Raw genomic sequence first — 22,854 nt, forward strand, 5'->3', positions numbered from 1 at the left:
TTATATTACTGGCCGGAGACGGCGTTTACGCCGCCATCCGGCATTGATGTCAGAAAATCATCTTAAACACGCCAGTCACCACCAACAGTCCAATCAGAAAAATAATTAAAATAGCCCACAGCAGAATTTTCATTAGCCTTCCCTTTTTGGTAAGTTCAAATTTAGTATTGAAAACTCTGCCTGCAGGCACTGTTATGCCGGCTTACGTGCGCTGAGCAGAAACACCATCGGGCGCTCTTTCTCTTCATCCAACGCGGGGTTTGCGGCAATCTGTTCAGCAGACGGTCCCCACTCATCAACACAGACAATCTCAAACCCGGCGCCAATAAGCGCGTTGATCCAGGTTGCCAGCTTGCGGTGTTGTTTTTTTACCCCTTCAGCAAACCAGTTGCTGATGCGTTCACCTTCCTGCTGATAGTGATTCACCGGCCAGGAGAGTTGCCCGGTTTTGTCTTTTATCCAACCTTGGGTGAGGGGCGCTGTATAAATTGGGTGTTCTGCCGAAAAGACCAACATTCCGCCTGGTGTTAACGCCTGGTAAATGGTTACCAATAATCGCTCTATATCCTGCAAATAGTGCAAGGCGAGCGAGCTATAAACCAGCTCAAAGGAATCCGCGGTCAACGTCAGCGCGTCAAGATCTTTGCGCTGGTACGAAATACCCTCTCCGGTGGTCATGTTGCAAGCCTGGGCTAACATTTTCTCTGAAATATCTAAGCCCACGACGCTTGCCGCGTGGTTATCGCGTGCGTAGCGGCAAAACCAGCCGTATCCGCAGCCTAGATCGAGAATGCGCTGACCTTGTAACGGAGGGAGCATGGCCTGCAATGCTGGCCATTCGGGCGCGCCGTCGAGTCCTTTTACGGAGCGGTCCAGCGTGGCATATCCGGCAAAGAAGTGCGGATCATCATAGATATTTTGTGACATCGTGCCTCCATTCATAAATTATTAGAATTATTTTATCCGTATTATTAAACGGGAATATATTTTTCTAATTATATATTTTGATGTCCAAAGATGTATTGCCACGCGTAACTAAAAAAGCATCTGCGACAAGTCGTACTCTTTGCACATCATTTCTTACCAGTATATCCCCATGAATCATAATTCTGTGCTTCTTGCAGCGGCATGCTTGCCGCTTTTTATTCTGCTGCCCGGTTGTGCCCCAATGCACGATACCCGCCAGTCGCTCTCACAGCAGACGCCCGCTGAAAATGTGGATTCTGCGTTACCCGCGGCATTAAAAAATGGTTGGCCGGATAGCCAATGGTGGAAGGCATATCACAATCCCCAGTTGAATGCGTTGATTGACAGCACATTAAAGAATTCGCCTGATATGCAGGTGGCAGAGCAGCGTATCCAACTGGCAGAGGCGCAGGCGAAGGCCGTTGAGGCGCAGGATGGTCCGCAGATTGATTTCTCGGCAGACGTCGAGCGCCAGAAAATGTCGGCAGAAGGCTTGATGGGACCGTTTGCCCTCACCGATCCGGCGGCGGGCACCACCGGGCCGTGGTACACCAATGGCACCATGGGATTAACCGCTGGCTGGAACCTGGATCTGTGGGGTAAGAATCGGGCGGAGGTAACAGCACGCATTGGTGCAGTCAAAGCGCGTGAAGCTGAGCGCGAGCAAACCCGACAGCTTTTGGCGAGCGGTGTCTCCCGCTTATACTGGGAATGGCAGACGCAGGCGGCGCTGAAGACCGTGCTGACGCAAATCGAAACCGAGCAGCAAAATGTGATTACCGTCGATCGCGAGCTGTACCAAAACGGGTTGACCTCCTCGGTAGAAGGCGTTGAAACCGATATTGATTCCGGTAAAACGGAGCAGCAACTCAACGACGTCAACGGGAAAATGAAGGTCATCGAGGCGCGGTTGAGCGCGCTGACCAACACGCAGTCCACCTCGCTGAAGCTGCATGCCACCACGATGCCCGTCGTCGAAAGCCAGTTGCCGTCCCAGTTAGGTTATTCCTTACTGGCCCGCCGACCGGACCTGCAGGCGGCTCACTGGTACATTGAATCTTCTCTGAGCAGTATTGATGCGGCAAAAGCGGCATTTTATCCCGACGTTAACCTGATGGCCTTCCTGCAGCAGGATGCTTTACATCTGAGCGATCTGTTCCGCCATTCTGCCCAACAAATGGGCGTCACAGCCGGATTAACGCTCCCGATCTTCGACAGCGGCAGGTTGAATGCGAATCTCGACATCACCAAAGCGCAAAGTAACCTGACCGTGGCCAATTACAATAAAGCGGTGGTTGATGCGGTGAATGATGTCGCGCGTGCGGCAACGCAGGTGGATACGCTGGCGCAGAAGAATCAGCATCAGCTGCAGATCGAACATGACGCGCAGCGGGTAGTGGGGCTTGCGCAGGCGCGGTTCAACGCCGGGATTATCGCCGGCTCCCGCGTCAGTGAGGCAAAAATTCCGGCACTGCGTGAACAGTGTAACGGCCTGATACTACAAGGTCAGTGGCTGGATGCGTCTATTCAGCTCACCAGCGCCCTGGGTGGCGGATACCACGCATCCTAAGAGTCTGGCCCGGCAGATTCAGGCTGTCGGGTCGGTTTTTTGTTTATTGCGCCGTTTCATCCACCAGCGGACCGCCACCACCAGCCCAACAACCAGAATCAGCCATACCCCATGCTTGATATGCTGGTCGAGACTGTGCAGCCACGGCGCGACCACTTCTCCACCCACATAACCAAGGGTAGTAAACAGCAATGCCCAGACCAGTGCGCCGAGAATATTCAGCGGTAAAAAGATTTTCGGCGGCAGGTGACTGGCACCAATCAGCAAGGGCCCAATGACCCGAAAGCCATACATAAAACGTGTCCCGACCACGAACAGGTATGGGCGCCGCTGGATCATTTTCTGTGCATACTGAATTTTTGCCCGATGACGCGAGAAGCGACGGAGAATGTTGCCGCCGTAACGACGACCAAGCAGATACAGCAACTGATCGCCAATCATTCCCCCCAGCGCGACGGAGACAACAACCAGCGGAAATTTGAGTAATCCCTGATGCGCCGCCACGCCGCCCAACAGGGTAATGGTTTCGCCTTCGGCCAGGCTGCCAATGATGAGCGCCGCATAGCCGTACTGGGCAATAAGATTGTTTATATCCATACGTCTGTATGACCTCCACAACCATTAGCATACACCTGATGAATTGTTGATGCCGGAAAAGCCGTCACCCAGCTCATCGGTATTTTTACCGTGTACATAAAATAATCAAAAGCTGAATTATACTTGAAGTGTTGAGGTCCGGAGCTGACAAGAAGGGGGCGGTATGAACCATGTCTGGGGGCTATTTTCCCATCCCGATCGTGAAATGCACGTGATCAACAGCGAAAATGAAAGTGTTTCGCATCACTATACCCACCATGTTCTGCTGATGGCGGCCATCCCGGTCATTTGCGCATTTATTGGCACCACGCAAATTGGCTGGAATTTTGGCGACGGCAACGTATTGCAGTTATCCCTGTTGACCGGATTTGCGATGGCAATTCTGTTTTACGGTGTGATGCTGGCCGGCGTGGCCGTGATGGGCAGGGTTATCTGGTGGATGGCACGTAACTATCCGCAGCGTCCGTCGCTGGCACATTGCATGGTCTTTGCCGGCTATGTCGCCACACCGCTGTTTTTAAGTGGGCTGGTGGCGTTGTATCCGCTGGTCTGGCTGTGTGCCTTAGTCGGAACTATCGCGCTGTTTTACACCGGCTATTTGCTGTATCTCGGCATCCCGACATTCCTGAATATCAGCAGAGAGGAAGGACTCAGCTTTTCCAGCTCAACGCTGGCAATTGGCGTCCTGGTGCTCGAAGTTCTGCTGGCGATTACGGTTATCCTGTGGGGGTACGGATACCGATTGTTCTAAGCTAACAACCTGTCTACCCTGCGTTGCTGGTGTAAAAGCCAGCAACGCAGCATTTCGAGATGATTCTCCGGTGGCGGCAATGCTGCCGGGTGGTTATGATGCCTGCGCTAGCTTGAGATTATTCTCTATCTCGGGCGGTGTGCGTTGTGACGTGCGTGAACCATTATCAGAAATCTCATCATGCTTAAATTTCGAGTTTCATTATTAAGCCTTGCCCTGGTGCTGGCAGTTCCTTTTGCACCCCAAGCCGTGGCGAAAACGGCGGCTACCGCAGCGGCCTCTCAACCCGAGATTGCGTCTGGTAGTGCGATGATTGTTGATTTGAATACCAATAAGGTCATCTATTCGAACCATCCGGACCTTGTGCGTCCGATTGCGTCGATCACCAAATTAATGACGGCGATGGTGGTGCTGGATGCACGACTGCCGCTGAACGAAAAGCTGAAAGTAGACATCAGCCAGACGCCAGAAATGAAAGGCATCTATTCTCGTGTACGGCTGAACAGTGAAATCAGCCGCAAAGACATGCTGCTGCTGGCGCTGATGTCATCGGAAAACCGTGCGGCGGCAAGCCTGGCGCATCATTATCCTGGCGGTTATAACGCGTTTATCAAAGCGATGAATGCCAAAGCGAAATCACTGGGGATGACTAAGACCCGCTTTGTGGAACCGACAGGGTTATCCATTCATAACGTGTCGACCGCCCGTGACCTCACTAAATTACTGATTGCCAGCAAACAGTATCCGCTGATTGGTCAGTTAAGTACCACGCGTGAAGACATGGCCACCTTTGCCAACCCGGCCTATACGCTGCCGTTCCGCAACACCAACCATCTGGTGTATCGCGATAACTGGAATATCCAGCTCACCAAAACCGGCTTTACCAACGCGGCGGGTCACTGTCTGGTGATGCGCACGGTCATCAACAACAAACCGGTGGCGCTGGTGGTGATGGATGCGTTTGGTAAATACACCCATTTTGCCGATGCCAGCCGTTTACGTACCTGGATAGAAACTGGCAAGGTGATGCCGGTTCCGGCGGCGGCACTGAGCTATAAAAAGCAAAAAGCCGCACAGATGGCGGCGACGGGTGAACAAACTGCGCAGAACGATTAAACCGTAGGCCGGGCAAGCGAAGCGCCCCCGGCAACGTGCCCGATGGCGCTTACGCTTATCGGGCCTACGATTCTTTCCAGAACTTCTGTTTACTGGTTTTACCGATCCCTGGGTTCATGCTGTTGGTCGGATCGTTGGCGCGATAAAAACGCGTCAAGGTTTCCGGCGCTTTGTACAGGTGTCCCACATTGTGCTCTGCCGGGTACTGCGCCCCGCGAGCCTGCAACAGTTCCAGCATTTGCTCTTTCAGCGCATGCGCATCCACACCTTTCTTCACAATGTAATCCTGATGGAAGACATAGCACATAAAGTGTCCGTAATAGAGCTTATGCACCAGCTTACTGTCGATCTCGGGCGGCAGATGCTCATACCATTCCGTGTCGTTACGGCGCAACGCAATATCCAGCGCCAGAATATCTTCGACCTCATCGGCATGGACGGCCTGATAGCGAATCGCCGCTCCGGCTGCAGCAAAGCGGTGTAAAAAGGCTTTACTGCCTTCTTCCGGCGTACAGGCAAAGAAATCGCCCTCGGCCGTTTTGAAAAACTCGGTCAACCAGCTTTGTGCTTCGGCCACGCCGCCACCGGCCATTTTTAACAGCAGGTGGTGTTCGTATTTATCGCGCCAGCTTTTCATCCGCGCCGGTAAATGGCTGGGGAATAAATGGCCAAATTTCTGCATGGCACGGTCGGTAAAGTGCGGGCGGAAAATTTTCACTTTTTCCAGCATCGCGTCGGTGCGACCTTTCAGGGTAAAGAAGAACGGCATTTTGTCGGTGCCGAGCTTGTCTATCATCAGAAACGTATCCTTGCCGTACTGCTCGGCGATATCGTAGATATCACGGTGCATGTACTCGCCGGCGACCGGCAGGTGTTCGAACTTTGCCAGAATATGACGGCGGATCTCCGTCAGCACCTCTGGCTGATTGGTACCGATATAAAACACCTGCTGATTTTTCTCGGCTTCAAAGGTGTCGAGGCGCACCGCAAACACCGCCAGTTTTCCCGCGCAGCCGGAAGATTCAAACAGCCGGTCCGGGTCGGCGTTATAGCGTGCGGGGGTATCGGCTTCGATATCTCTGACGCGGGTAACGTAATCGTGATCGTGCGCGTGACGCCCGTCGTGATGCACATCGTCATCTTTAATGCGTTCGTCATCAAGTTTGCTGAGGATCTGCTCCGGCGTCTGGCCAAGTTCGATACCCAGATGGTTGACCAGCTGTAATTTGCCTTGTTCGTCAATTCGCGCAAACAGCGACATCTCGGTATATGCCGGGCCGCGCTGTACCAACGAGCCGCCGGAGTTGTTGCAAATCCCACCAATCACCGATGCGCCAATGCATGAAGAGCCAATCACCGAATGCGGTTCGCGACCAAATGGCTTGAGTGCTTTTTCCAGCGAATAGAGCGTGGTGCCGGGATACGCCAGAACCTGTTCGCCTTTGCCGATGACGTGCAGTTTGTCGAGGCGCAGGGTGCTGATAATAACAATCTCACGATCGTAGTCATTGCCGCTGGGCGTAGAGCCTTCGGTTAGTCCGGTGTTGGCAGCCTGCATCAGGATAATTTTGTCGGCGACGACGCAGGCGTTCAGCACACGCCACAGTTCCAGCAATGAGCCAGGAAAGACAACGGCTAACGCCTCGCCCTGACCTGAGCGGAAGCCCTTGCGATAGCGGGCCGTTTTAGACGGTTCGGTAAGCAGGTGCGAATGACCCACCAGACGGGCCAGTTCGTTAAGCAACGCTTTATTATCGGTTGTTGTAATGGAAGACATTCTCCACTCCTTGTGGTGGGCAAAAATATCAGAAACAAGCATAGCGCTCTGTATGACAATACGCTTTCTCATTCAGGTTGTCTCTGAATTGGCTGTGCTTCATTCATCCCGGATTTCAAAATTAGGAGAATAACCTTAGCTTTCTTTATCTCTCCCGTTTAGGCTTACGGCAAACTGCGGTTTTTGTTATATTTTCGCTGCCTCGTCGGGAAAAAATAAAGAGAGAATCAACATGAAATGGCTTTGTTCTGTAGGTATCGCGGTGAGCCTGGCGTTTCAGCCAGCGCTGGCGGACTCCTTGTTTGGTAACCATCCTCTGACCCCTGAAGCACGGGATGCATTTGTTACCGATTTACTCAAACAGATGACCGTCGATGAGAAGATCGGCCAACTACGTTTGATAAGCGTCGGGCCGGATAACCCGAAAGAAGCCATCCGTGAGATGATCAAAGACGGGCAGGTTGGGGCGATTTTTAACACCGTTACCCGCGAGGATATCCGTAAAATGCAGGATCAGGTGATGGAACTCAGCCGCCTGAAAATCCCTCTTTTTTTCGCCTATGACGTACTGCACGGTCAGCGCACCGTGTTCCCGATAAGCCTCGGTCTGGCGTCATCGTTTAATCTGGATGCGGTCAGAACGGTGGGGCGCGTTTCTGCCTATGAAGCCGCAGACGATGGCCTGAATATGACCTGGGCGCCAATGGTTGATGTCTCGCGTGATCCGCGCTGGGGACGTGCCTCAGAAGGTTTCGGGGAAGATACTTATTTGACCGCCACGATGGGCAAAACCATGGTCGAAGCGATGCAGGGTAAAAGCCCGGCCGATCGCTATTCGGTGATGACCAGCGTCAAACACTTCGCCGCCTATGGCGCGGTAGAAGGCGGAAAAGAGTACAACACCGTGGATATGAGTCCGCAGCGGTTGTTTAACGACTATATGCCACCGTACAAAGCCGGGTTAGACGCCGGGAGCGGGGCGGTGATGGTGGGTCTTAACTCGCTGAACGGCACCCCTGCGACTTCTGACGCCTGGCTGTTGAAAGATGTGCTGCGCGATGAGTGGGGCTTTAAAGGGATTACCGTTTCCGATCACGGCGCGATTAAAGAGTTGATCAAACATGGTACCGCCTCCGATCCGGAAGACGCGGTGCGCGTGGCGATCAAGTCCGGCATTAACATGAGCATGAGCGATGAGTATTACAGTAAGTATCTACCGGGCCTGATTAAGTCAGGTAAGGTGACGATGGCTGAACTGGACGATGCCGCGCGTCATGTGCTGAACGTCAAATATGATATGGGGCTGTTTAACGATCCGTACAGCCATCTGGGGGCCAAAGAGACTGACCCGCAGGACACCAACGCGGAAAGCCGTTTACACCGTAAAGACGCGCGTGACGTTGCCCGCGAAAGTCTGGTGCTGCTGAAAAACCGTCTGGAAACGTTACCGCTGAAGAAATCGGGGACCGTGGCAGTCGTGGGACCACTGGCGGACAGCAAGCGTGATGTGATGGGCAGCTGGTCGGCAGCAGGCGTTGCCGAACAGTCAGTGACGGTTCTGACGGGCATTAAAAATGCGCTCGGCGATAAGGGCAAAGTGGTGTACGCCAAAGGGGCGAATATCACTAACGATAAAGGCATTGTCGACTTCCTCAATCTGTATGAAGAGGCGGTGAAAGTCGACCCACGCTCGCCGCAGGCCATGATTGATGAAGCGGTCAAGGCCGCGCAGCAGTCTGATGTGGTGGTCGCTGTGGTCGGTGAAGCGCAAGGTATGGCGCATGAAGCCTCCAGCCGGACCGATATCACGATTCCGCAAAGCCAGCGTGACCTGATTACCGCGCTGAAAGCCACCGGCAAGCCGCTGGTGCTGGTGCTGATGAACGGGCGTCCATTGGCGCTGGTGAAAGAAGACCAGCAGGCCGACGCGATTCTGGAAACCTGGTTTGCCGGGACGGAAGGCGGCAACGCCATTGCCGATGTCCTGTTTGGCGATTACAACCCGTCAGGTAAACTGCCGATGTCTTTCCCGCGCTCTGTCGGGCAGATCCCGGTCTATTACAGCCACCTGAATACCGGTCGTCCGTATAACGCCGATAAGCCGAACAAATACACCTCACGCTACTTTGACGAAGCCAACGGACCGCTGTATCCCTTTGGCTATGGTCTTAGCTACACCACCTTTACCGTTTCTGATGTGAAGCTTTCTGCACCAACGATGAAGCGTGATGGAACGGTCACCGCCAGCGTGCAGGTCACTAACACCGGCAAACGCGAAGGAGCGACGGTGATTCAGATGTATTTACAGGATGTGACCGCCTCCATGAGTCGCCCTGTCAAACAGCTGAAAGGATTTGAGAAGGTGAATCTCAAACCGGGCGAGACGCAAACGGTCAGTTTCCCGATTGATATTGAGGCGCTGAAATACTGGAACCAGCGTATGCAATACGATGTGGAGCCGGGCAAATTCAACGTCTTTATCGGCGTAGATTCTGCCAGAGTGAAGCAGGGCGAGTTTGAACTGCTGTAATGATCAGGTGAATTTGCGTCAGACCTGATGGCTCCACACGTGTCAGGTCCATCGATTCATCCCCACCGGCAAAGCCCCTGAGGTTTTGCCGGTCTTTTTATATTTATCACCGAGTTACTGCTAATCCTTCCCTCCGTTACCCCTCAATTGCCAGGTTAAGGTCAGATTTTTCGACTATGCTTTTCCCTCTATGTCCTGAAAAGGACAGTCAAAGGATGAGGAGAGCAGCATGATAATCTCAAAGGTTTGGGCGGGCTCGCTGGCGCTGTTTGCCGCGATGAGCTTACCCCTGCAGGCCGCATCACCCGTCACGGTGGGATCAAAAATTGATACGGAAGGGGCGCTGCTCGGCAATATGATTTTGCAGGTGCTTGAAAGCCACGGCGTGAAAACCGTCAATAAAGTCCAGTTGGGAACCACACCAGTGGTGCGCGGGGCCATCACCTCCGGCGAACTCGATATTTACCCGGAATATACCGGAAACGGGGCTTTCTTCTTTAAAGATGAAAATGACCCGGCATGGAAAAATGCGCAGGCCGGTTATGAAAAAGTCAAAAAACTGGATGCGGAACAGAACAAACTGGTCTGGCTAACGCCTGCGCCCGCCAATAACACCTGGACCATTGCCCTCCGTCAGGATGTTGCCGAAAAGAATAAGCTCGTTTCGCTGGCTGACCTGGGACGCTACCTGAAAGACGGCGGCACGTTCAAACTGGCCGCCTCGGCAGAGTTTATCGAACGTGCGGATGCGTTGCCTGCGTTTGAAAAAGCTTATGGCTTTAAGCTCAATCAAAATCAGCTTTTATCGCTGGCAGGGGGAGACACGGCGGTGACCATTAAAGCTGCCGCGCAGCAAACCTCAGGCGTAAATGCCGCGATGGCCTACGGGACCGACGGCCCTGTTGCGGCGCTGGGGCTGCAAACGCTCAGCGATCCGAAAGGTGTCCAGCCGATCTATGCTCCTGCGCCGGTGGTGCGTGAATCAGTACTGCAGGCCTACCCACAAATGGCGGAATGGCTGCAACCAGTCTTTGCCAGTCTCGATGAAAAAACGCTGCAACAGCTTAATGCCAGTATTGCCGTGGAAGGACTGGATGCGAAAAAAGTCGCAGCAGATTACCTGAAACAAAAAGGATGGGTGAAGTAACGGAGTTTGCATCAGGTGAGTGTTGTATCAACGATGTCTGTTAATCGAGTGCTGTTGCTGCTGGTATTTCTGCTAATGGCGGCAGCCGCGCTGCCTTTCATCAGTTATGCCCCCAATCGTCTGGTCTCTGGCGAAGGTCGACAACTCTGGGAACTCTGGCCCGGTTTTGCGTGGGGGCTGGCGGCGATGTTTCTGCTACTGGTGGCGCTGTGTTTTATCCCCGGTCGCGCCGGCAACGTGTTAACCCTGATCGTAGTACAACTGCTGCTAATAGCGGCGTTGATTGCCGCCGGTAAAACGGCAAGCGGGCTGGCGCAGACGGGAAGTCCGCTGGCGAGAACCAGTCTGGGTAGCGGATTCTGGCTTGGGCTGGGACTGATGCTGCTGGCGCTCAGCGACGCGATTCGTCGTCTCACCGCGAGGCCACTGTGGCGTTGGTTACTGCATATGCACATTGCCATCGTCCCCGTTGCGCTGCTGCTGACCGGGATGTTCAACGACCTTTCGCTGCTCAAAGAGTATGCCAATCGTCAGGATGTCTTCGACGATGCGCTGGCGCAACATCTGACTATCCTGCTCGGAACCGTGCTGCCAGTGCTGGTGATTGGCATCCCGTTGGGCATCTGGTGCGCCTTCTCTACGTCGCGCCAGGGGCCGGTATTTGCCGTACTGAATATTATTCAGACCATTCCTTCCGTGGCGCTGTTTGGCCTGCTGATTGCCCCGCTTGCCGGGCTGGTTCAGCATTTTCCCTGGTTACGTGCATTGGGCATTGCCGGAACCGGGTTGGCCCCTGCGCTGATTGCGCTGGTGCTGTACGCGCTACTGCCGCTGGTGCGCGGCGTGGTGGCGGGGCTGAACCAGGTTCCTCTTGATGTGCTGGAAAGCGCCCGGGCAATGGGAATGAGCTCGCGTCAGCGCTTTTGTGCGGTACAACTCCCGCTGGCGTTACCGGTCTTCTTGCGCAGTTTACGTGTCGTGATGGTGCAGACGGTGGGGATGGCCGTTATTGCCGCACTGATTGGCGCGGGGGGATTTGGCGCATTGGTTTTTCAGGGATTGCTCAGCAGTGCCGTCGATTTAGTACTACTGGGTGTCGTCCCGGTGGTGGTGCTGGCGGTGCTGATCGATGCCCTGTTTGATTTAGGTTTAGCTCTGCTGAAGGTGACCGTTGATGATTGAATTTAGCCATGTCTGTAAAACCTTTGGCCAACAACACGCGGTCAACGATCTCAATCTGCATTTTCGCGAAGGCAGCTTTTCTGTCTTGATTGGTACGTCGGGGTCGGGGAAGTCCACTACGCTCAAAATGATTAACCGCCTGGTGGAGCATGACAGCGGGACGATTCGCTTTGCTGGCGATGAGATCCGCAGCCTGCCGGTGCTGGAATTAAGACGACGGATGGGATACGCCATTCAGTCTATTGGACTGTTTCCGCACTGGACCGTTGCACAGAACATTGCCACCGTATTGCAGCTGCAGAAATGGTCGCGTTCACGTATTGATGACCGAACAGATGAACTGATGGCGTTGCTGGGGTTGGAAGAGGGGTTGCGTCATCGTTATCCTCATCAGCTTTCCGGTGGGCAACAACAGCGGGTGGGAGTGGCGCGTGCGCTGGCCGCCGATCCCCAGGTGCTGCTGATGGATGAACCTTTTGGTGCGCTGGATCCGGTAACGCGCAACGCGTTGCAGCAGGAGATGACCCGCATTCACCGGCTGTTGGGACGCACCATTGTGCTGGTTACCCATGATATTGACGAAGCGCTGAGGCTGGCGGAACACCTGGTGCTGATGGACGCAGGTCAGGTGGTGCAACAAGGCACGCCGCTATCGATGCTCACAGCACCGGCTAACGACTTCGTACACACCTTTTTTGGCCGCAGCGAACTGGGTGTTCGGCTGCTGGCGCTGCGCACTGTCGGTGATTTTACCCGCCGCCATGAGCAGCTCAGCGGCGAGCCGCTGGTAGACGAGATGACACTGCGCGATGCGCTCTCTATTTTTGTGGCGCAGGGGTGCGACGTTCTGCCGGTGGTTGACGCAAAGGGCGGAGCCTGCGGGACGCTCCATTTTCAGGATTTACTCTCACCGAGGCCGCACCGTGAAACGTCTGACTGATCCGCTGTTATGGCTGGTTATCTGTTTTCTGCTGCTGCTGGCGGGGTTGCCTCATAGCCAGGTGCTGTTTAGCGCGCTGTTCCCGCAGCTGCCGCGACCGGTTTATCAGCAGGAGAGTTTTCTGGCGCTGGCGTTGGCCCATTTTAGCCTGGTGGGGATCTCGAGCCTGGTGGCGGTGATCATTGGCATGGGGGCGGGGATCGTGGTCACGCGTTCATGGGGAACTGAATTCAGACCGCTGGTGGAAACCATTGCCGCCGTGGGGCAAACTTTTCCGCCGGTCGCCGTGCTGGCCATCGCTGTTCCGGTGATGGGGTTTGGTCCACAGCCGGCCATTATCGCGCTGATCTTGTACGGCGTGTTACCGATTTTACAGGCGACGCTGGCGGGGCTGGGCGGGATATCAGCCAGCGTGCTGGATGTTGCCAGTGGAATGGGGATGAGCAGCGGTCAACGGTTGCGCAAAGTGGAGCTGCCGCTGGCCGCGCCGGTTATCCTGGCTGGTATTCGCACGTCGGTGATTATTAACATTGGCACCGCCACGATCGCCTCAACTGTGGGGGCAAACACGCTGGGTACGCCGATAATCATCGGGCTGAGCGGATTTAATACTGCCTATGTGATACAGGGGGCGCTGCTGGTCGCGTTGGCGGCCATCATTGTCGATCGCTGGTTTGAGCGAGTCGCGCAACACCTTACCCGGCACGTAAAATAAAGGTATAACCTGCAAGCATCACACCGCCGATTCCGCCGATGGCCATCAACAGGAAGAGGGTGATCACGCCGATTTTAGCTGCGCTCATGATGTACTCCTTATGGTATATAAAAGGATTGTACACGTTTGTTAATGGAATATTAAATACCGAGTGGATAAATATCGTGGCCTAGCGCACGCCACTCGGTTAATTGTTGGTGTTGAGCGGCCGTCTGGTTATCGCCGCACCACACCAGAAGTGTCCGGCCTTCAAACAGTTCCGGTCGCAGTTGATTGAGCGAGTGAGCCAGTACATCAACCCGCCATCCTTGCTGGCTGGCGACCCAGCCCTCCAGCCATAACCGGGTGGTATCGTGAATATTCCAGCCGACGACCAGCGCGTCTTTACCTTGTTTCTTACGGGCTGAGGCGAGGCAAATCGCAATGTAGTTAATCAGCACGCCGTCAAGAATGCCGAGCAGTGCCTGAAGAATAGGTTGCTGACATTGCAGGCGTCGCCGCAGCGGAATGAACAGATGGGTGTTCAGCGTCTGGGCGGGATAATCCTGGCCACGTTCTTTGATCCACAATCGCAGACTATGCAAATTATTACTTTGCAAATAGCTCAACAGCGTTTCTTGCTGCTCGCGCCAGCCGTTGTGCACATCAATGCTCTCATTGCTGAGCAACATTTTAACCTTACTGACCTGCACACCGTTGTTTATCCAGCGTTTGATCTCGCGGATCCTGTCGATGTCCGCGTCGTTAAACAAACGATGACCGCCGTCTGTGCGCTGCGGTTTCAGTAATCCATATCGCCGCTGCCACGCACGTAAAGTGACAGGGTTAATATCACAAAGCAAAGCCACTTCACCGATGGTGTAAAGCGCCATTTGTTGTCTCACTCTTGCTCGCGAGGTCCCAGTTTTACTTTAGACGCTCTTTTGCGAACCAGGTAGTTTTGTCTGTTTTTTGCTCACGGAATGGGTGATTTTGTAGTCATACCCACGCTTTTGAGTGACCGTTCTCACAAATTCCTCATTTTTTGCAACAGTTCAAAGAAAGTTACGCGCAGCCCATGTATGTTACGCGCTTTTAAGAAGACTGTGGTTGGCGGGTATGTACGAGTTTAATCTGGTGTTGCTGCTGCTACAGCAGATGTGCGTGTTTCTTGTTATTGCGTGGTTAATGAGCAAAACGCGTTTATTTATCCCGCTGATGCAGGTCACTATCCGGCTGCCGCACAAACTCCTTTGCTACGTCACCTTTTCCATCTTTTGCATTCTGGGTACCTACCTGGGGCTGCATATTGAAGACTCCATTGCCAACACCCGTGCGATTGGCGCGGTGATGGGTGGCTTGCTTGGCGGCCCGGTGGTTGGGGGGCTAGTCGGGTTGACTGGCGGCCTGCATCGTTATTCGATGGGCGGAATGACCGCGCTGAGCTGCATGATCTCGACCATTGTTGAAGGACTGCTCGGCGGGCTGGTACACAGCGTACTGACCCGTCGCGGTCGCACTGATAAAGTCTTTAGCCCGTTGACGGCGGGCGCGATCACCTTTTTTGCCGAACTGGTGCAGATGCTGATCATTTTATTGATTGCGCGTCCCTTTGATAATGCGCTGCATCTGGTGAGTAATATTGCTGCGCCGATGATGGTCACCAATACCGTGGGTGCGGCCTTATTTATGCGTATTTTGCTCGACAAACGGGCCATGTTCGAAAAATACACCTCGGCGTTTTCAGCCACTGCGCTAAAAGTTGCCGCCTCAACGGAAGGCATATTGCGCCAGGGGTTTAACGAGGTTAACAGCATGAAGGTGGCCCAGGTACTGTATGAGGAGCTGGACATTGGTGCAGTGGCGATAACCGATCGCGATAAGCTGCTGGCCTTTACCGGAATTGGTGACGACCATCATCTGCCAGGTAGGCCGATTTCATCCTCTTATACCCAAAAAGCGATTGATACCGGCGAAGTGGTGTATGCCGACGGCAACGAGGTACCTTACCGCTGCTCACTGCATCCGCACTGCAAATTAGGCTCGACGCTGGTGATCCCTTTGCGTGGTGAAAACCAGCGGGTGATGGGGACCATCAAACTGTATGAAGCCAAAAACCGCTTATTTAGTTCGATCAACCGCACGCTTGGCGAAGGGATTGCGCAGTTGCTGTCAGCGCAGATCCTTGCCGGGCAATATGAACGGCAAAAAGCGATGCTCACGCAGTCAGAAATTAAGCTTCTGCATGCGCAGGTGAATCCCCATTTTCTGTTTAATGCGCTCAATACCATTAAAGCGGTGATCCGCCGCGACAGCGAGCAGGCCAGTCAGTTGGTGCAATATCTGTCGACCTTCTTTCGCAAAAACCTCAAACGGCCGTCAGAAATTGTGACGCTGGCAGATGAAATTGAACACGTTAACGCCTATCTGCAAATTGAAAAGGCGCGCTTTCAGTCGCGCCTGCAGGTCACTTTAACGGTACCGGATGAACTTTCGCATCAGCAATTGCCAGCATTTACGTTGCAGCCCATTGTCGAGAATGCGATTAAGCACGGCACCTCTCAGCTACTTGATACCGGTGAGGTCTCCATTACCGCCCGGCGAGAAGGGCAGTATCTGATGCTGGATATCGAAGATAATGCCGGCCTGTATCTGCCGACAACCGAGGCCAGCGGGCTGGGGATGAATCTGGTGGATAAGCGACTACGTGAACGGTTTGGCGATGATTTTGGCATCAGCGTAGTGTGTGAACCTGACCTCTTTACCCGAATCACTTTACGACTTCCCCTGGAGGAACTGGCATGATCAAAGTGTTGATTGTGGATGACGAACCGTTAGCGCGGGAAAATCTGCGGATCCTGTTGCAGGAGCAAAGCGACATTGAGATTGTGGGGGAATGTTCGAATGCCGTTGAGGCCATCGGCGCGGTGCATAAATTGCGCCCTGATGTGCTGTTTCTCGATATCCAGATGCCACGTATTAGCGGTCTGGAAATGGTGGGCATGCTCGATCCTGAACACCGTCCGTATATTGTTTTTCTCACCGCATTTGATGAGTATGCGGTGAAAGCCTTTGAAGAGCATGCCTTTGATTATTTGCTCAAGCCGATTGAAGAAACCCGGCTGGAGAAAACGCTGATCCGTTTACGCCAGGAGCGCACGAAGCAGGATGTGTCGGTGCTGCCGGAAAACCAGCAGGCGCTAAAATTTATTCCGTGTTCCGGTCACAGCCGCATTTATCTGCTGCAAATGGACGATGTTGCGTTTGTCAGTAGCCGCATGAGCGGCGTTTTTGTCACCAGCAGCGACGGCAAAGAAGGCTTTACCGAACTTACGCTGAGAACGCTGGAGAGCCGCACGCCGCTGTTGCGCTGCCATCGACAATATCTGGTGAACATGGCGCAGCTGCAGGAGATTCGCCTGGAAGATAACGGCCAGGCCGAGTTGATTTTACGTAACGGCCTGACCGTGCCGGTGAGCCGCCGTTATCTTAAAAGCCTAAAAGAGGCGATTGGTCTGTAAAACTGGTACACTGCGCGCCATTGCATCACCGACAGTTGAAGGCTCTATGCTAAGTAACGACATTCTTCGTAGCCTGCGCTACACCCTGAAAGCGAACAATAACGACATGGTGCGGATCCTTGCGCTTGCTGACATGGAATCCACCGCCGCAGGTTTCGACACCTGGATGACGAAAGAAGATGAAGACGGGTTTATTCGTTGCCCGGACATCATTCTCTCCGGTTTTTTAAACGGCCTGATCTACCATCTGCGCGGTAAAGATGATTCGGCGCCGGAACTGGCGCTTGAGCGTCGGGTGAACAACAATACGGTGCTGAAAAAGCTGCGTATCGCCTTTTCACTGAAAACCGATGATATTCTGGCCATTATGACCGAGCAGAAATTCCGCGTGTCGATGCCGGAAATTACCGCCATGATGCGTGCGCCGGAACATAAAAACTACCGCGAGTGTGGAGACCAGTTTTTACGTTATTTCCTGCGTGGTTTGACTCACCGGGTACATCACACGAAAGCGTGATTTAACACCCGCAGGTCCGTGCATGCGTAGCGCTAACGGGCAAAAAAAAGCCGGATAATAATCCGGCTTTTTTTGTTTATTTCACCTGTTGGCCAGGTTTGGCGCCTTCGTCAGGGCTTAACAGGAAGATGTCTTTCCCGCCAGGGCCGGCGGCCATCACCATGCCTTCAGAAATGCCGAAGCGCATTTTACGCGGTGCCAGGTTAGCCACCATAATGGTCTGACGACCAATCAGCACCTGCGGGTCCGGATAGGCTGAACGGATGCCGGAGAAGACATTACGCTTTTCACCGCCCAGATCCAGGGTTAGGCGCAGCAGTTTGTCGGAGCCGTCAACGAACTCGGCGTTTTCGATCAATGCCACGCGCAGGTCAACTTTGGCAAAATCGTCAAAGGTGATGGTTTCCTGAATCGGGTCGTCCGCCAGCGGGCCGGTAACCGGTGCGGCAGCCGCTTTCACTTCTTCTTTTGATGCTTCAACCAGGGCTTCAACCTGTTTCATGTCGATGCGGTTGTACAGCGCTTTGAAGGTGTTGACCTTGTGGCCGAGCAGCGGCTGCTGGATGGCATCCCAGGTCAGTTCGCTGTTCAGGAATGCTTCGACACGCTCGCTCAACGTTGGCAGAACCGGTTTCAGGTAGGTCATCAGGACGCGGAACAGGTTAATACCCATGGAGCAAATCGCCTGCAGATCGGCGTCACGGCCTTCTTGTTTGGCGACAACCCACGGAGCCTGTTCGTCAACGTAGCGGTTAGCCACGTCGGCCAGCGCCATAATTTCACGAATGGCTTTACCGAACTCGCGGCTTTCCCACGCTTCGCCAATCACTGTAGCGGCGTCGGTAAAGGTCTTGTACAGTGCCGGATCGGCCAGTTCAGCTGCCAGTACGCCGTCAAAACGCTTACTGATAAAGCCCGCGTTACGGGACGCCAGGTTGACCACTTTGTTGACGATGTCGGCGTTAACGCGCTGAACAAAATCTTCGAGGTTCAGGTCGATGTCATCGATACGTGAAGAAAGCTTCGCCGTGTAGTAATAGCGTAGGCTGTCGGCATCAAAGTGCTTCAGCCAGGTGCTGGCTTTAATGAAGGTTCCGCGAGACTTTGACATCTTCGCGCCGTTCACCGTCACATAACCATGGACGAACAGGTTAGTCGGTTTACGGAAGTTACTGCCTTCCAACATGGCAGGCCAGAACAGGCTGTGGAAATAAACGATATCTTTACCGATGAAGTGATACAGCTCGGCGTCAGAATCTTTTTTCCAGTATTCATCAAAGCTTGTGGTATCGCCGCGCTTGTCACACAGGTTTTTGAACGAGCCCATATAGCCAATCGGCGCATCCAGCCAGACATAGAAGTATTTGCCTGGCGCATTCGGGATTTCAAAACCGAAGTACGGTGAGTCGCGGGAAATGTCCCACTGCTGCAGGCCGGATTCAAACCACTCCTGCATTTTGTTCGCAACTTGTTCCTGCAACGCGCCGCTGCGCGTCCATGCCTGCAGCATTTCGCTGAATGACGGCAAGTCAAAGAAGAAGTGTTCGGAGTCACGCATGACCGGCGTCGCGCCAGACACCACGGACTTCGGCTCGATAAGTTCGGTTGGGCTGTAGGTCGCGCCGCACACTTCGCAGTTATCGCCGTACTGATCCGCAGCCTTACATTTCGGGCAAGTGCCTTTAACGAAACGGTCCGGCAGGAACATGCCTTTTTCCGGGTCGTACAGCTGGGAGATCGTGCGGTTTTTAATAAAACCGTTTTCTTTCAGGCGCGTATAAATAAGCTCGGACAGCTCCCGGTTCTCATCGCTGTGCGTGGAGTGGTAGTTGTCGTAGCTGATATCAAACCCTGCAAAATCAGTCTGATGCTCCTGACTCATTTCACCGATCATCTGCTCTGGTGTAATGCCAAGCTGCTGAGCCTTCAGCATGATTGGCGTACCGTGTGCGTCGTCCGCGCAGATGAAGTTTACCTGGTGGCCGCGCATTCGCTGGTAACGGACCCAGACATCAGCCTGGATGTGCTCCAGCATATGGCCGAGGTGGATGGAGCCGTTGGCGTACGGCAGCGCGCACGTTACCAGAATTTTCTTCGCGACTTGAGTCATAGTGGGCAATTACTTCTTTTGTAGTGAAAAGGGCTTTGATAGTACCAAAATGGTAATTACTGCGCCAAGTGATAAGGGCATTTATCCGTAAATGAATAATTGTCGCGGTTGGAGTAAACTAGCTGGTGACAATCGTCTTTCAGAACAACAAAAAGGAGTCGGGATGAACGCACAATCCCAGGCCAAATCACCAGAAACCCTGCGCGCTATGGTCGCCGGGACGCTGGCGAATTTTCAACATTCAACCCTGAAGCATAATCTGACGACGCTAAAAGCGTTGCACCATGTCGCCTGGATGGATGACACGCTGCACGTTGAGCTGGTGATGCCGTTCGTCTGGCACAGCGCGTTTGAAGTATTAAAAGAGCAATGCAGTGCCGATCTACTGCGTATCACCGGCGCGAAAGCCATTGACTGGAAGCTGTCGCACAACATTGCGACGCTGAAACGCGTGAAAAACCAGCCGGGCATCAACGGTGTGAAAAACATCATTGCCGTCAGTTCCGGTAAAGGTGGGGTAGGGAAATCCTCAACCGCCGTTAACCTGGCGCTGGCGCTTGCTGCGGAAGGGGCGAAGGTCGGTATTCTCGATGCCGATATTTATGGCCCGTCTATCCCGACGATGCTCGGTGCAGAAAATCAGCGCCCGACCTCACCGGACGGCACCCATATGGCGCCGATTATGTCTCATGGCCTGGCAACCAACTCCATTGGTTATCTTGTCACCGACGATAACGCCATGGTGTGGCGCGGCCCGATGGCCAGTAAAGCGCTGCTGCAGATGCTGCAAGAAACGTTATGGCCAGATCTCGATTATCTGGTCCTGGATATGCCGCCGGGCACCGGTGACATTCAGCTGACGCTGGCGCAGAACATCCCGGTAACGGGGGCGGTTGTAGTAACCACACCGCAGGACATTGCGCTTATCGATGCCAAAAAAGGCATTGTGATGTTCGAGAAGGTGGAAGTGCCGGTTCTGGGCATCGTTGAGAACATGAGTATGCATATCTGCAGCAACTGTGGTCATCATGAGCCGATCTTCGGCACCGGTGGCGCGCAGAAGCTGGCGGAGCAATATCGTACTCAACTGCTGGGACAAATGCCGCTGCACATTTCACTGCGTGAAGACCTCGATCGTGGTACGCCGACGGTTATTAGCCGTCCTGACAGCGAATTCACTGCGATTTACCGTGACCTGGCAGGACGTATTGCCGCACAGCTGTATTGGCAGGGCGAAGTTATCCCCGGTGAGATTGCCTTCCGCGCGGTGTAATTTATAGCGTTACAGATATTCACCGCATCAATGTATTATTGATGCGGTGAATACTTAGAGTGAAAAAACTTCGTAATATTGTTTATCCTGCCTGTATAATTCATGTCTTTTTCCGAATAAATCACCTCAATGCATCATTGCAATTGATCAAATCAAACCAATTAATCTACAATCTCAATTGGTTTTAGCAAGGAAGTTAACCCATAATTAACCGGACCGACGGCGAATGCGCTGTTTTCCACCCATACAGGAATAATGAATGCAATGAAAATTGGTTTATTGTTGGGACTTATTACTCTGGCTTATGGAATGAGTTCGTCTGCCTTCGCTTCAGATAGCGCCACATTAACCATCAGTGGCAGGGTGACTGAACCGACGTGTAGCGCTGATGTTGTCAACAATAAAGTGCAACAACGCTGTGGTATCACCACCTTAACTCCAAACATCCGCGAGGTTGCGTCTCATCCTGTAAGAGGCGTGGTGACCGAGCTTGTGCTCCTGGGAGGGGATGCCACTCGGCAAATAGTGTTAAGCCGTTACGATTAATATACGGAAATCACTATTAAGCACTAATCATGATTATGAATGATTAGTGCTTTTTTATTGTCTTCACGAATAATATCGAATGATTAATTACGCTAATTTATTAAATGCAAAAATAGTATTCGCTCTTACTTATTTGTTGTAATTATATTGCTATTTATAACTTGTTTTAAATCAATAAAACAAGGTGTTTACATTGCGGTAACGTTTCTTGTGTGCGAATTTAATTTCAAGAGTTGAATCTCTTAACAAATAGAAATTAATTCATTAAGGAAGATACTATGAAACGTTCAATTATTTCTGCTGCTGTACTGTCTGCTGTATTTATGAGCGTTGGGGCGTTTGCTGCTGATGATACAGGAACACTGACTATTGAAGGGGTTGTTTTACCTGTTTCATGTACTATAGTTAGTGGTGCGGCTAAAGATAATATCGTTATGCCTGATGTCAGTAAGAGCGCTTTAGACCAAATTGAAGTTGGTGACCAATTGGAAGGGTTTACTAACTCATCTGGTTCAAAGATTAAATTTAAATGTGATGGGAAAAATAACCCTAGCATTTCATTCATAGAGGATGGATTTACTAGTCAATACAGAGATATTACTGCAAAAAGTTCTGGGGTCGCGGAAGGTGTGGGGTATAAAGTATATCTGCAGAACGAAAGGGTAAGTGGTGATGCCTCAAAAGCTATCCAACCAGGAGAGTCAGTGAAGCTGAAACAAACGGGTAATGGTGAATATGAATTAGATTTTAAAGCCTATTATGCGAAAACTGCGACAAATGTGACGGCTGGTGAGGTAAACTCTGTAATTAAATTGCAAGTATCTACTGATTGATTTTATTCCGGCGGCTTTGCCGCCGTTTTTACTTTCTTATATATGGTGGTTGAGATGAAAGGACTCATTAGTTTTATTCCTTTTTTGTTTACTCTCCCTGCTCATGCTGGTGTAGTTATTTATGGCACTCGTGTTATCTACCCGGCAGAAAAAAATGAAGTGTTGGTGCAACTGATGAACCAAGGAGAACGTTCATCGCTGGTACAGTCATGGATTGATGATGGTGATATGTCTTTACCGCCAGAAAAGATCCAGGTCCCTTTTCTGCTGACTCCTCCGGTTGTTAAAGTAGCGACCAACTCAGGCCAGCAGTTGAAAATTAAAAAAGTGCCCAATATGTTACCCGATAATAAAGAGAGTCTTTTTTATCTCAATGTACTGGATATTCCTCCGAACAATCCTGACAGCGCAGGAAAGAATGTACTCAAGTTCGCGATGCAAAATAGGATTAAACTATTTTATCGACCTAAAGGTATCTCACCAGTTAATAAGTATACGTTTCAAAAATTGTCTATGAAACGTAACGGCAGTATTTATTCCATTAAGAATGATGCCGCTAACTGGGTCACGGTGACGGAAGTAAAAGCTAATGATGTTAAAATAAATAACGAAAGCATTATGCTTGCACCACTTTCCAGTGCAGATGTGACATTAAAAAGTGCGAATACTAATCAGTATAAAATAACTATTATTGACGACCACGGTAATTATATTAGCGATAACGTCAGCCTAAAATAACAGGAGCTGATTATGGGTAATGCTGCCAACTTACTGATTTAGTGTA

Annotated in this window: 22 protein-coding genes; 15 read left to right on the plus strand and 7 right to left on the minus strand. The window is 52.3% G+C overall.

Going from position 1 to position 22,854, the window contains the following annotated elements:
- Positions 1-49 precede the first annotated feature (49 nt).
- Together yohP and FDX01_RS12180 are read right to left on the minus strand one after the other, a co-directional pair.
- On the minus strand, positions 50-133 hold the full coding sequence (gene yohP / locus FDX01_RS24145; RefSeq protein ID WP_000698460.1) for a small membrane protein YohP: 84 nt from the start codon (positions 131-133) through the stop codon (positions 50-52).
- 59 nt (positions 134-192) lie between these two features.
- Entirely contained in the window at positions 193-927 is a 735-nt protein-coding gene (locus tag FDX01_RS12180) for a class I SAM-dependent methyltransferase (RefSeq protein WP_117343468.1), read from the minus strand.
- 169 nt (positions 928-1,096) lie between these two features.
- Here FDX01_RS12180 and mdtQ point away from each other — a divergent pair, with 169 nt between their 5' ends.
- The gene (mdtQ, locus tag FDX01_RS12185) at positions 1,097-2,536 is read left to right on the plus strand and encodes a multidrug resistance outer membrane protein MdtQ (RefSeq protein WP_137399842.1); all 1,440 of its coding nucleotides are present in this window, start codon (positions 1,097-1,099) and stop codon (positions 2,534-2,536) included.
- 18 nt (positions 2,537-2,554) lie between these two features.
- On the opposite strand, the gene FDX01_RS12190 is transcribed toward mdtQ, so the two are convergent.
- Complete coding sequence (locus FDX01_RS12190) at positions 2,555-3,133, minus strand: DedA family protein (RefSeq protein ID WP_115258037.1); 579 nt, start codon at positions 3,131-3,133, stop codon at positions 2,555-2,557.
- Between the two features lie 163 nt (positions 3,134-3,296).
- Here FDX01_RS12190 and FDX01_RS12195 point away from each other — a divergent pair, with 163 nt between their 5' ends.
- Both FDX01_RS12195 and pbpG read left to right on the plus strand, forming a co-directional pair.
- Complete coding sequence (locus FDX01_RS12195) at positions 3,297-3,884, plus strand: Yip1 family protein (RefSeq protein ID WP_096756500.1); 588 nt, start codon at positions 3,297-3,299, stop codon at positions 3,882-3,884.
- Positions 3,885-4,064: 180 nt separating this feature from the next.
- Positions 4,065-5,000, plus strand: a complete 936-nt coding sequence (gene pbpG / locus FDX01_RS12200) for a D-alanyl-D-alanine endopeptidase (protein ID WP_115258039.1) — start codon at positions 4,065-4,067, stop codon at positions 4,998-5,000.
- A gap of 64 nt (positions 5,001-5,064) precedes the next feature.
- Here the strand turns inward: pbpG and dld are convergent, their stop codons facing one another.
- Positions 5,065-6,777, minus strand: coding sequence for a D-lactate dehydrogenase (gene dld, locus FDX01_RS12205; protein ID WP_135911736.1), 1,713 nt, complete (start codon positions 6,775-6,777; stop codon positions 5,065-5,067).
- A gap of 232 nt (positions 6,778-7,009) precedes the next feature.
- On the opposite strand from dld, the gene bglX reads away from it, so the two are divergent.
- The 5 genes from bglX (at position 7,010) to FDX01_RS12230 (ending at position 13,291) form a co-directional block, all read left to right on the plus strand.
- Positions 7,010-9,307 (plus strand): beta-glucosidase BglX, encoded by a 2,298-nt coding sequence (gene bglX / locus FDX01_RS12210; protein WP_137399843.1) that lies wholly within the window; start codon positions 7,010-7,012, stop codon positions 9,305-9,307.
- 229 nt (positions 9,308-9,536) lie between these two features.
- A complete protein-coding gene (locus tag FDX01_RS12215) occupies positions 9,537-10,454 on the plus strand; it encodes an ABC transporter substrate-binding protein (RefSeq protein ID WP_135911738.1) in 918 nt (305 codons plus the stop codon).
- Between the two features lie 33 nt (positions 10,455-10,487).
- Positions 10,488-11,636 (plus strand): ABC transporter permease, encoded by a 1,149-nt coding sequence (locus tag FDX01_RS12220; RefSeq protein ID WP_137399844.1) that lies wholly within the window; start codon positions 10,488-10,490, stop codon positions 11,634-11,636.
- A complete protein-coding gene (locus FDX01_RS12225; protein ID WP_137362823.1) occupies positions 11,629-12,576 on the plus strand; it encodes an ABC transporter ATP-binding protein in 948 nt (315 codons plus the stop codon). Before FDX01_RS12220 ends, FDX01_RS12225 begins: the two co-directional genes overlap by 8 nt.
- Positions 12,560-13,291, plus strand: a complete 732-nt coding sequence (locus FDX01_RS12230; protein WP_137399845.1) for an ABC transporter permease — start codon at positions 12,560-12,562, stop codon at positions 13,289-13,291. The genes FDX01_RS12225 and FDX01_RS12230 overlap by 17 nt, the downstream gene beginning before the upstream one ends.
- Here FDX01_RS12230 and FDX01_RS12235 read toward each other — a convergent pair.
- Together FDX01_RS12235 and mlrA are read right to left on the minus strand one after the other, a co-directional pair.
- Positions 13,272-13,379, minus strand: coding sequence for a protein YohO (locus FDX01_RS12235; RefSeq protein WP_003027354.1), 108 nt, complete (start codon positions 13,377-13,379; stop codon positions 13,272-13,274). The genes FDX01_RS12230 and FDX01_RS12235 overlap by 20 nt on opposite strands.
- A 52-nt stretch (positions 13,380-13,431) precedes the next feature.
- Complete coding sequence (gene mlrA / locus FDX01_RS12240) at positions 13,432-14,163, minus strand: HTH-type transcriptional regulator MlrA (protein ID WP_115258046.1); 732 nt, start codon at positions 14,161-14,163, stop codon at positions 13,432-13,434.
- 226 nt (positions 14,164-14,389) lie between these two features.
- Here mlrA and FDX01_RS12245 point away from each other — a divergent pair, with 226 nt between their 5' ends.
- The 3 genes from FDX01_RS12245 to FDX01_RS12255 are packed head-to-tail and all read left to right on the plus strand — an operon-like array spanning position 14,390 to position 17,308.
- Positions 14,390-16,075, plus strand: coding sequence for a sensor histidine kinase (locus FDX01_RS12245; protein WP_096756509.1), 1,686 nt, complete (start codon positions 14,390-14,392; stop codon positions 16,073-16,075).
- On the plus strand, positions 16,072-16,791 hold the full coding sequence (gene btsR / locus FDX01_RS12250; protein ID WP_115258047.1) for a two-component system response regulator BtsR: 720 nt from the start codon (positions 16,072-16,074) through the stop codon (positions 16,789-16,791). Before FDX01_RS12245 ends, btsR begins: the two co-directional genes overlap by 4 nt.
- 46 nt (positions 16,792-16,837) lie before the next feature.
- Positions 16,838-17,308: a DUF1456 family protein gene (locus FDX01_RS12255; RefSeq protein ID WP_115259919.1), complete on the plus strand. Its 471-nt coding sequence runs from the start codon at positions 16,838-16,840 to the stop codon at positions 17,306-17,308.
- Between the two features lie 76 nt (positions 17,309-17,384).
- On the opposite strand, the gene metG is transcribed toward FDX01_RS12255, so the two are convergent.
- On the minus strand, positions 17,385-19,418 hold the full coding sequence (gene metG / locus FDX01_RS12260; RefSeq protein WP_115258048.1) for a methionine--tRNA ligase: 2,034 nt from the start codon (positions 19,416-19,418) through the stop codon (positions 17,385-17,387).
- 163 nt (positions 19,419-19,581) lie between these two features.
- Between metG and apbC the strand changes: the two genes are divergently transcribed.
- The 4 genes from apbC to FDX01_RS12280 all read left to right on the plus strand — a co-directional run bounded on the left by apbC (position 19,582) and on the right by FDX01_RS12280 (position 22,808).
- Positions 19,582-20,691, plus strand: a complete 1,110-nt coding sequence (gene apbC / locus FDX01_RS12265; RefSeq protein WP_096756512.1) for an iron-sulfur cluster carrier protein ApbC — start codon at positions 19,582-19,584, stop codon at positions 20,689-20,691.
- A 264-nt stretch (positions 20,692-20,955) separates the two neighbouring features.
- Positions 20,956-21,237 carry a DUF2574 family protein gene (locus FDX01_RS12270; RefSeq protein ID WP_137399846.1) on the plus strand — a complete coding sequence of 94 codons (282 nt, stop codon included), beginning with the start codon at positions 20,956-20,958 and terminating at the stop codon, positions 21,235-21,237.
- A 278-nt stretch (positions 21,238-21,515) separates the two neighbouring features.
- A complete protein-coding gene (yehD, locus tag FDX01_RS12275; protein ID WP_137399847.1) occupies positions 21,516-22,070 on the plus strand; it encodes a fimbrial protein YehD in 555 nt (184 codons plus the stop codon).
- A gap of 54 nt (positions 22,071-22,124) precedes the next feature.
- On the plus strand, positions 22,125-22,808 hold the full coding sequence (locus FDX01_RS12280) for a fimbria/pilus periplasmic chaperone (protein ID WP_137399848.1): 684 nt from the start codon (positions 22,125-22,127) through the stop codon (positions 22,806-22,808).
- Positions 22,809-22,854: the final 46 nt, after the last annotated feature.

Origin of the sequence: Citrobacter sp. wls613 (assembly GCF_005281195.1) — a bacterium.
GTDB lineage: Bacteria > Pseudomonadota > Gammaproteobacteria > Enterobacterales > Enterobacteriaceae > Citrobacter > Citrobacter gillenii.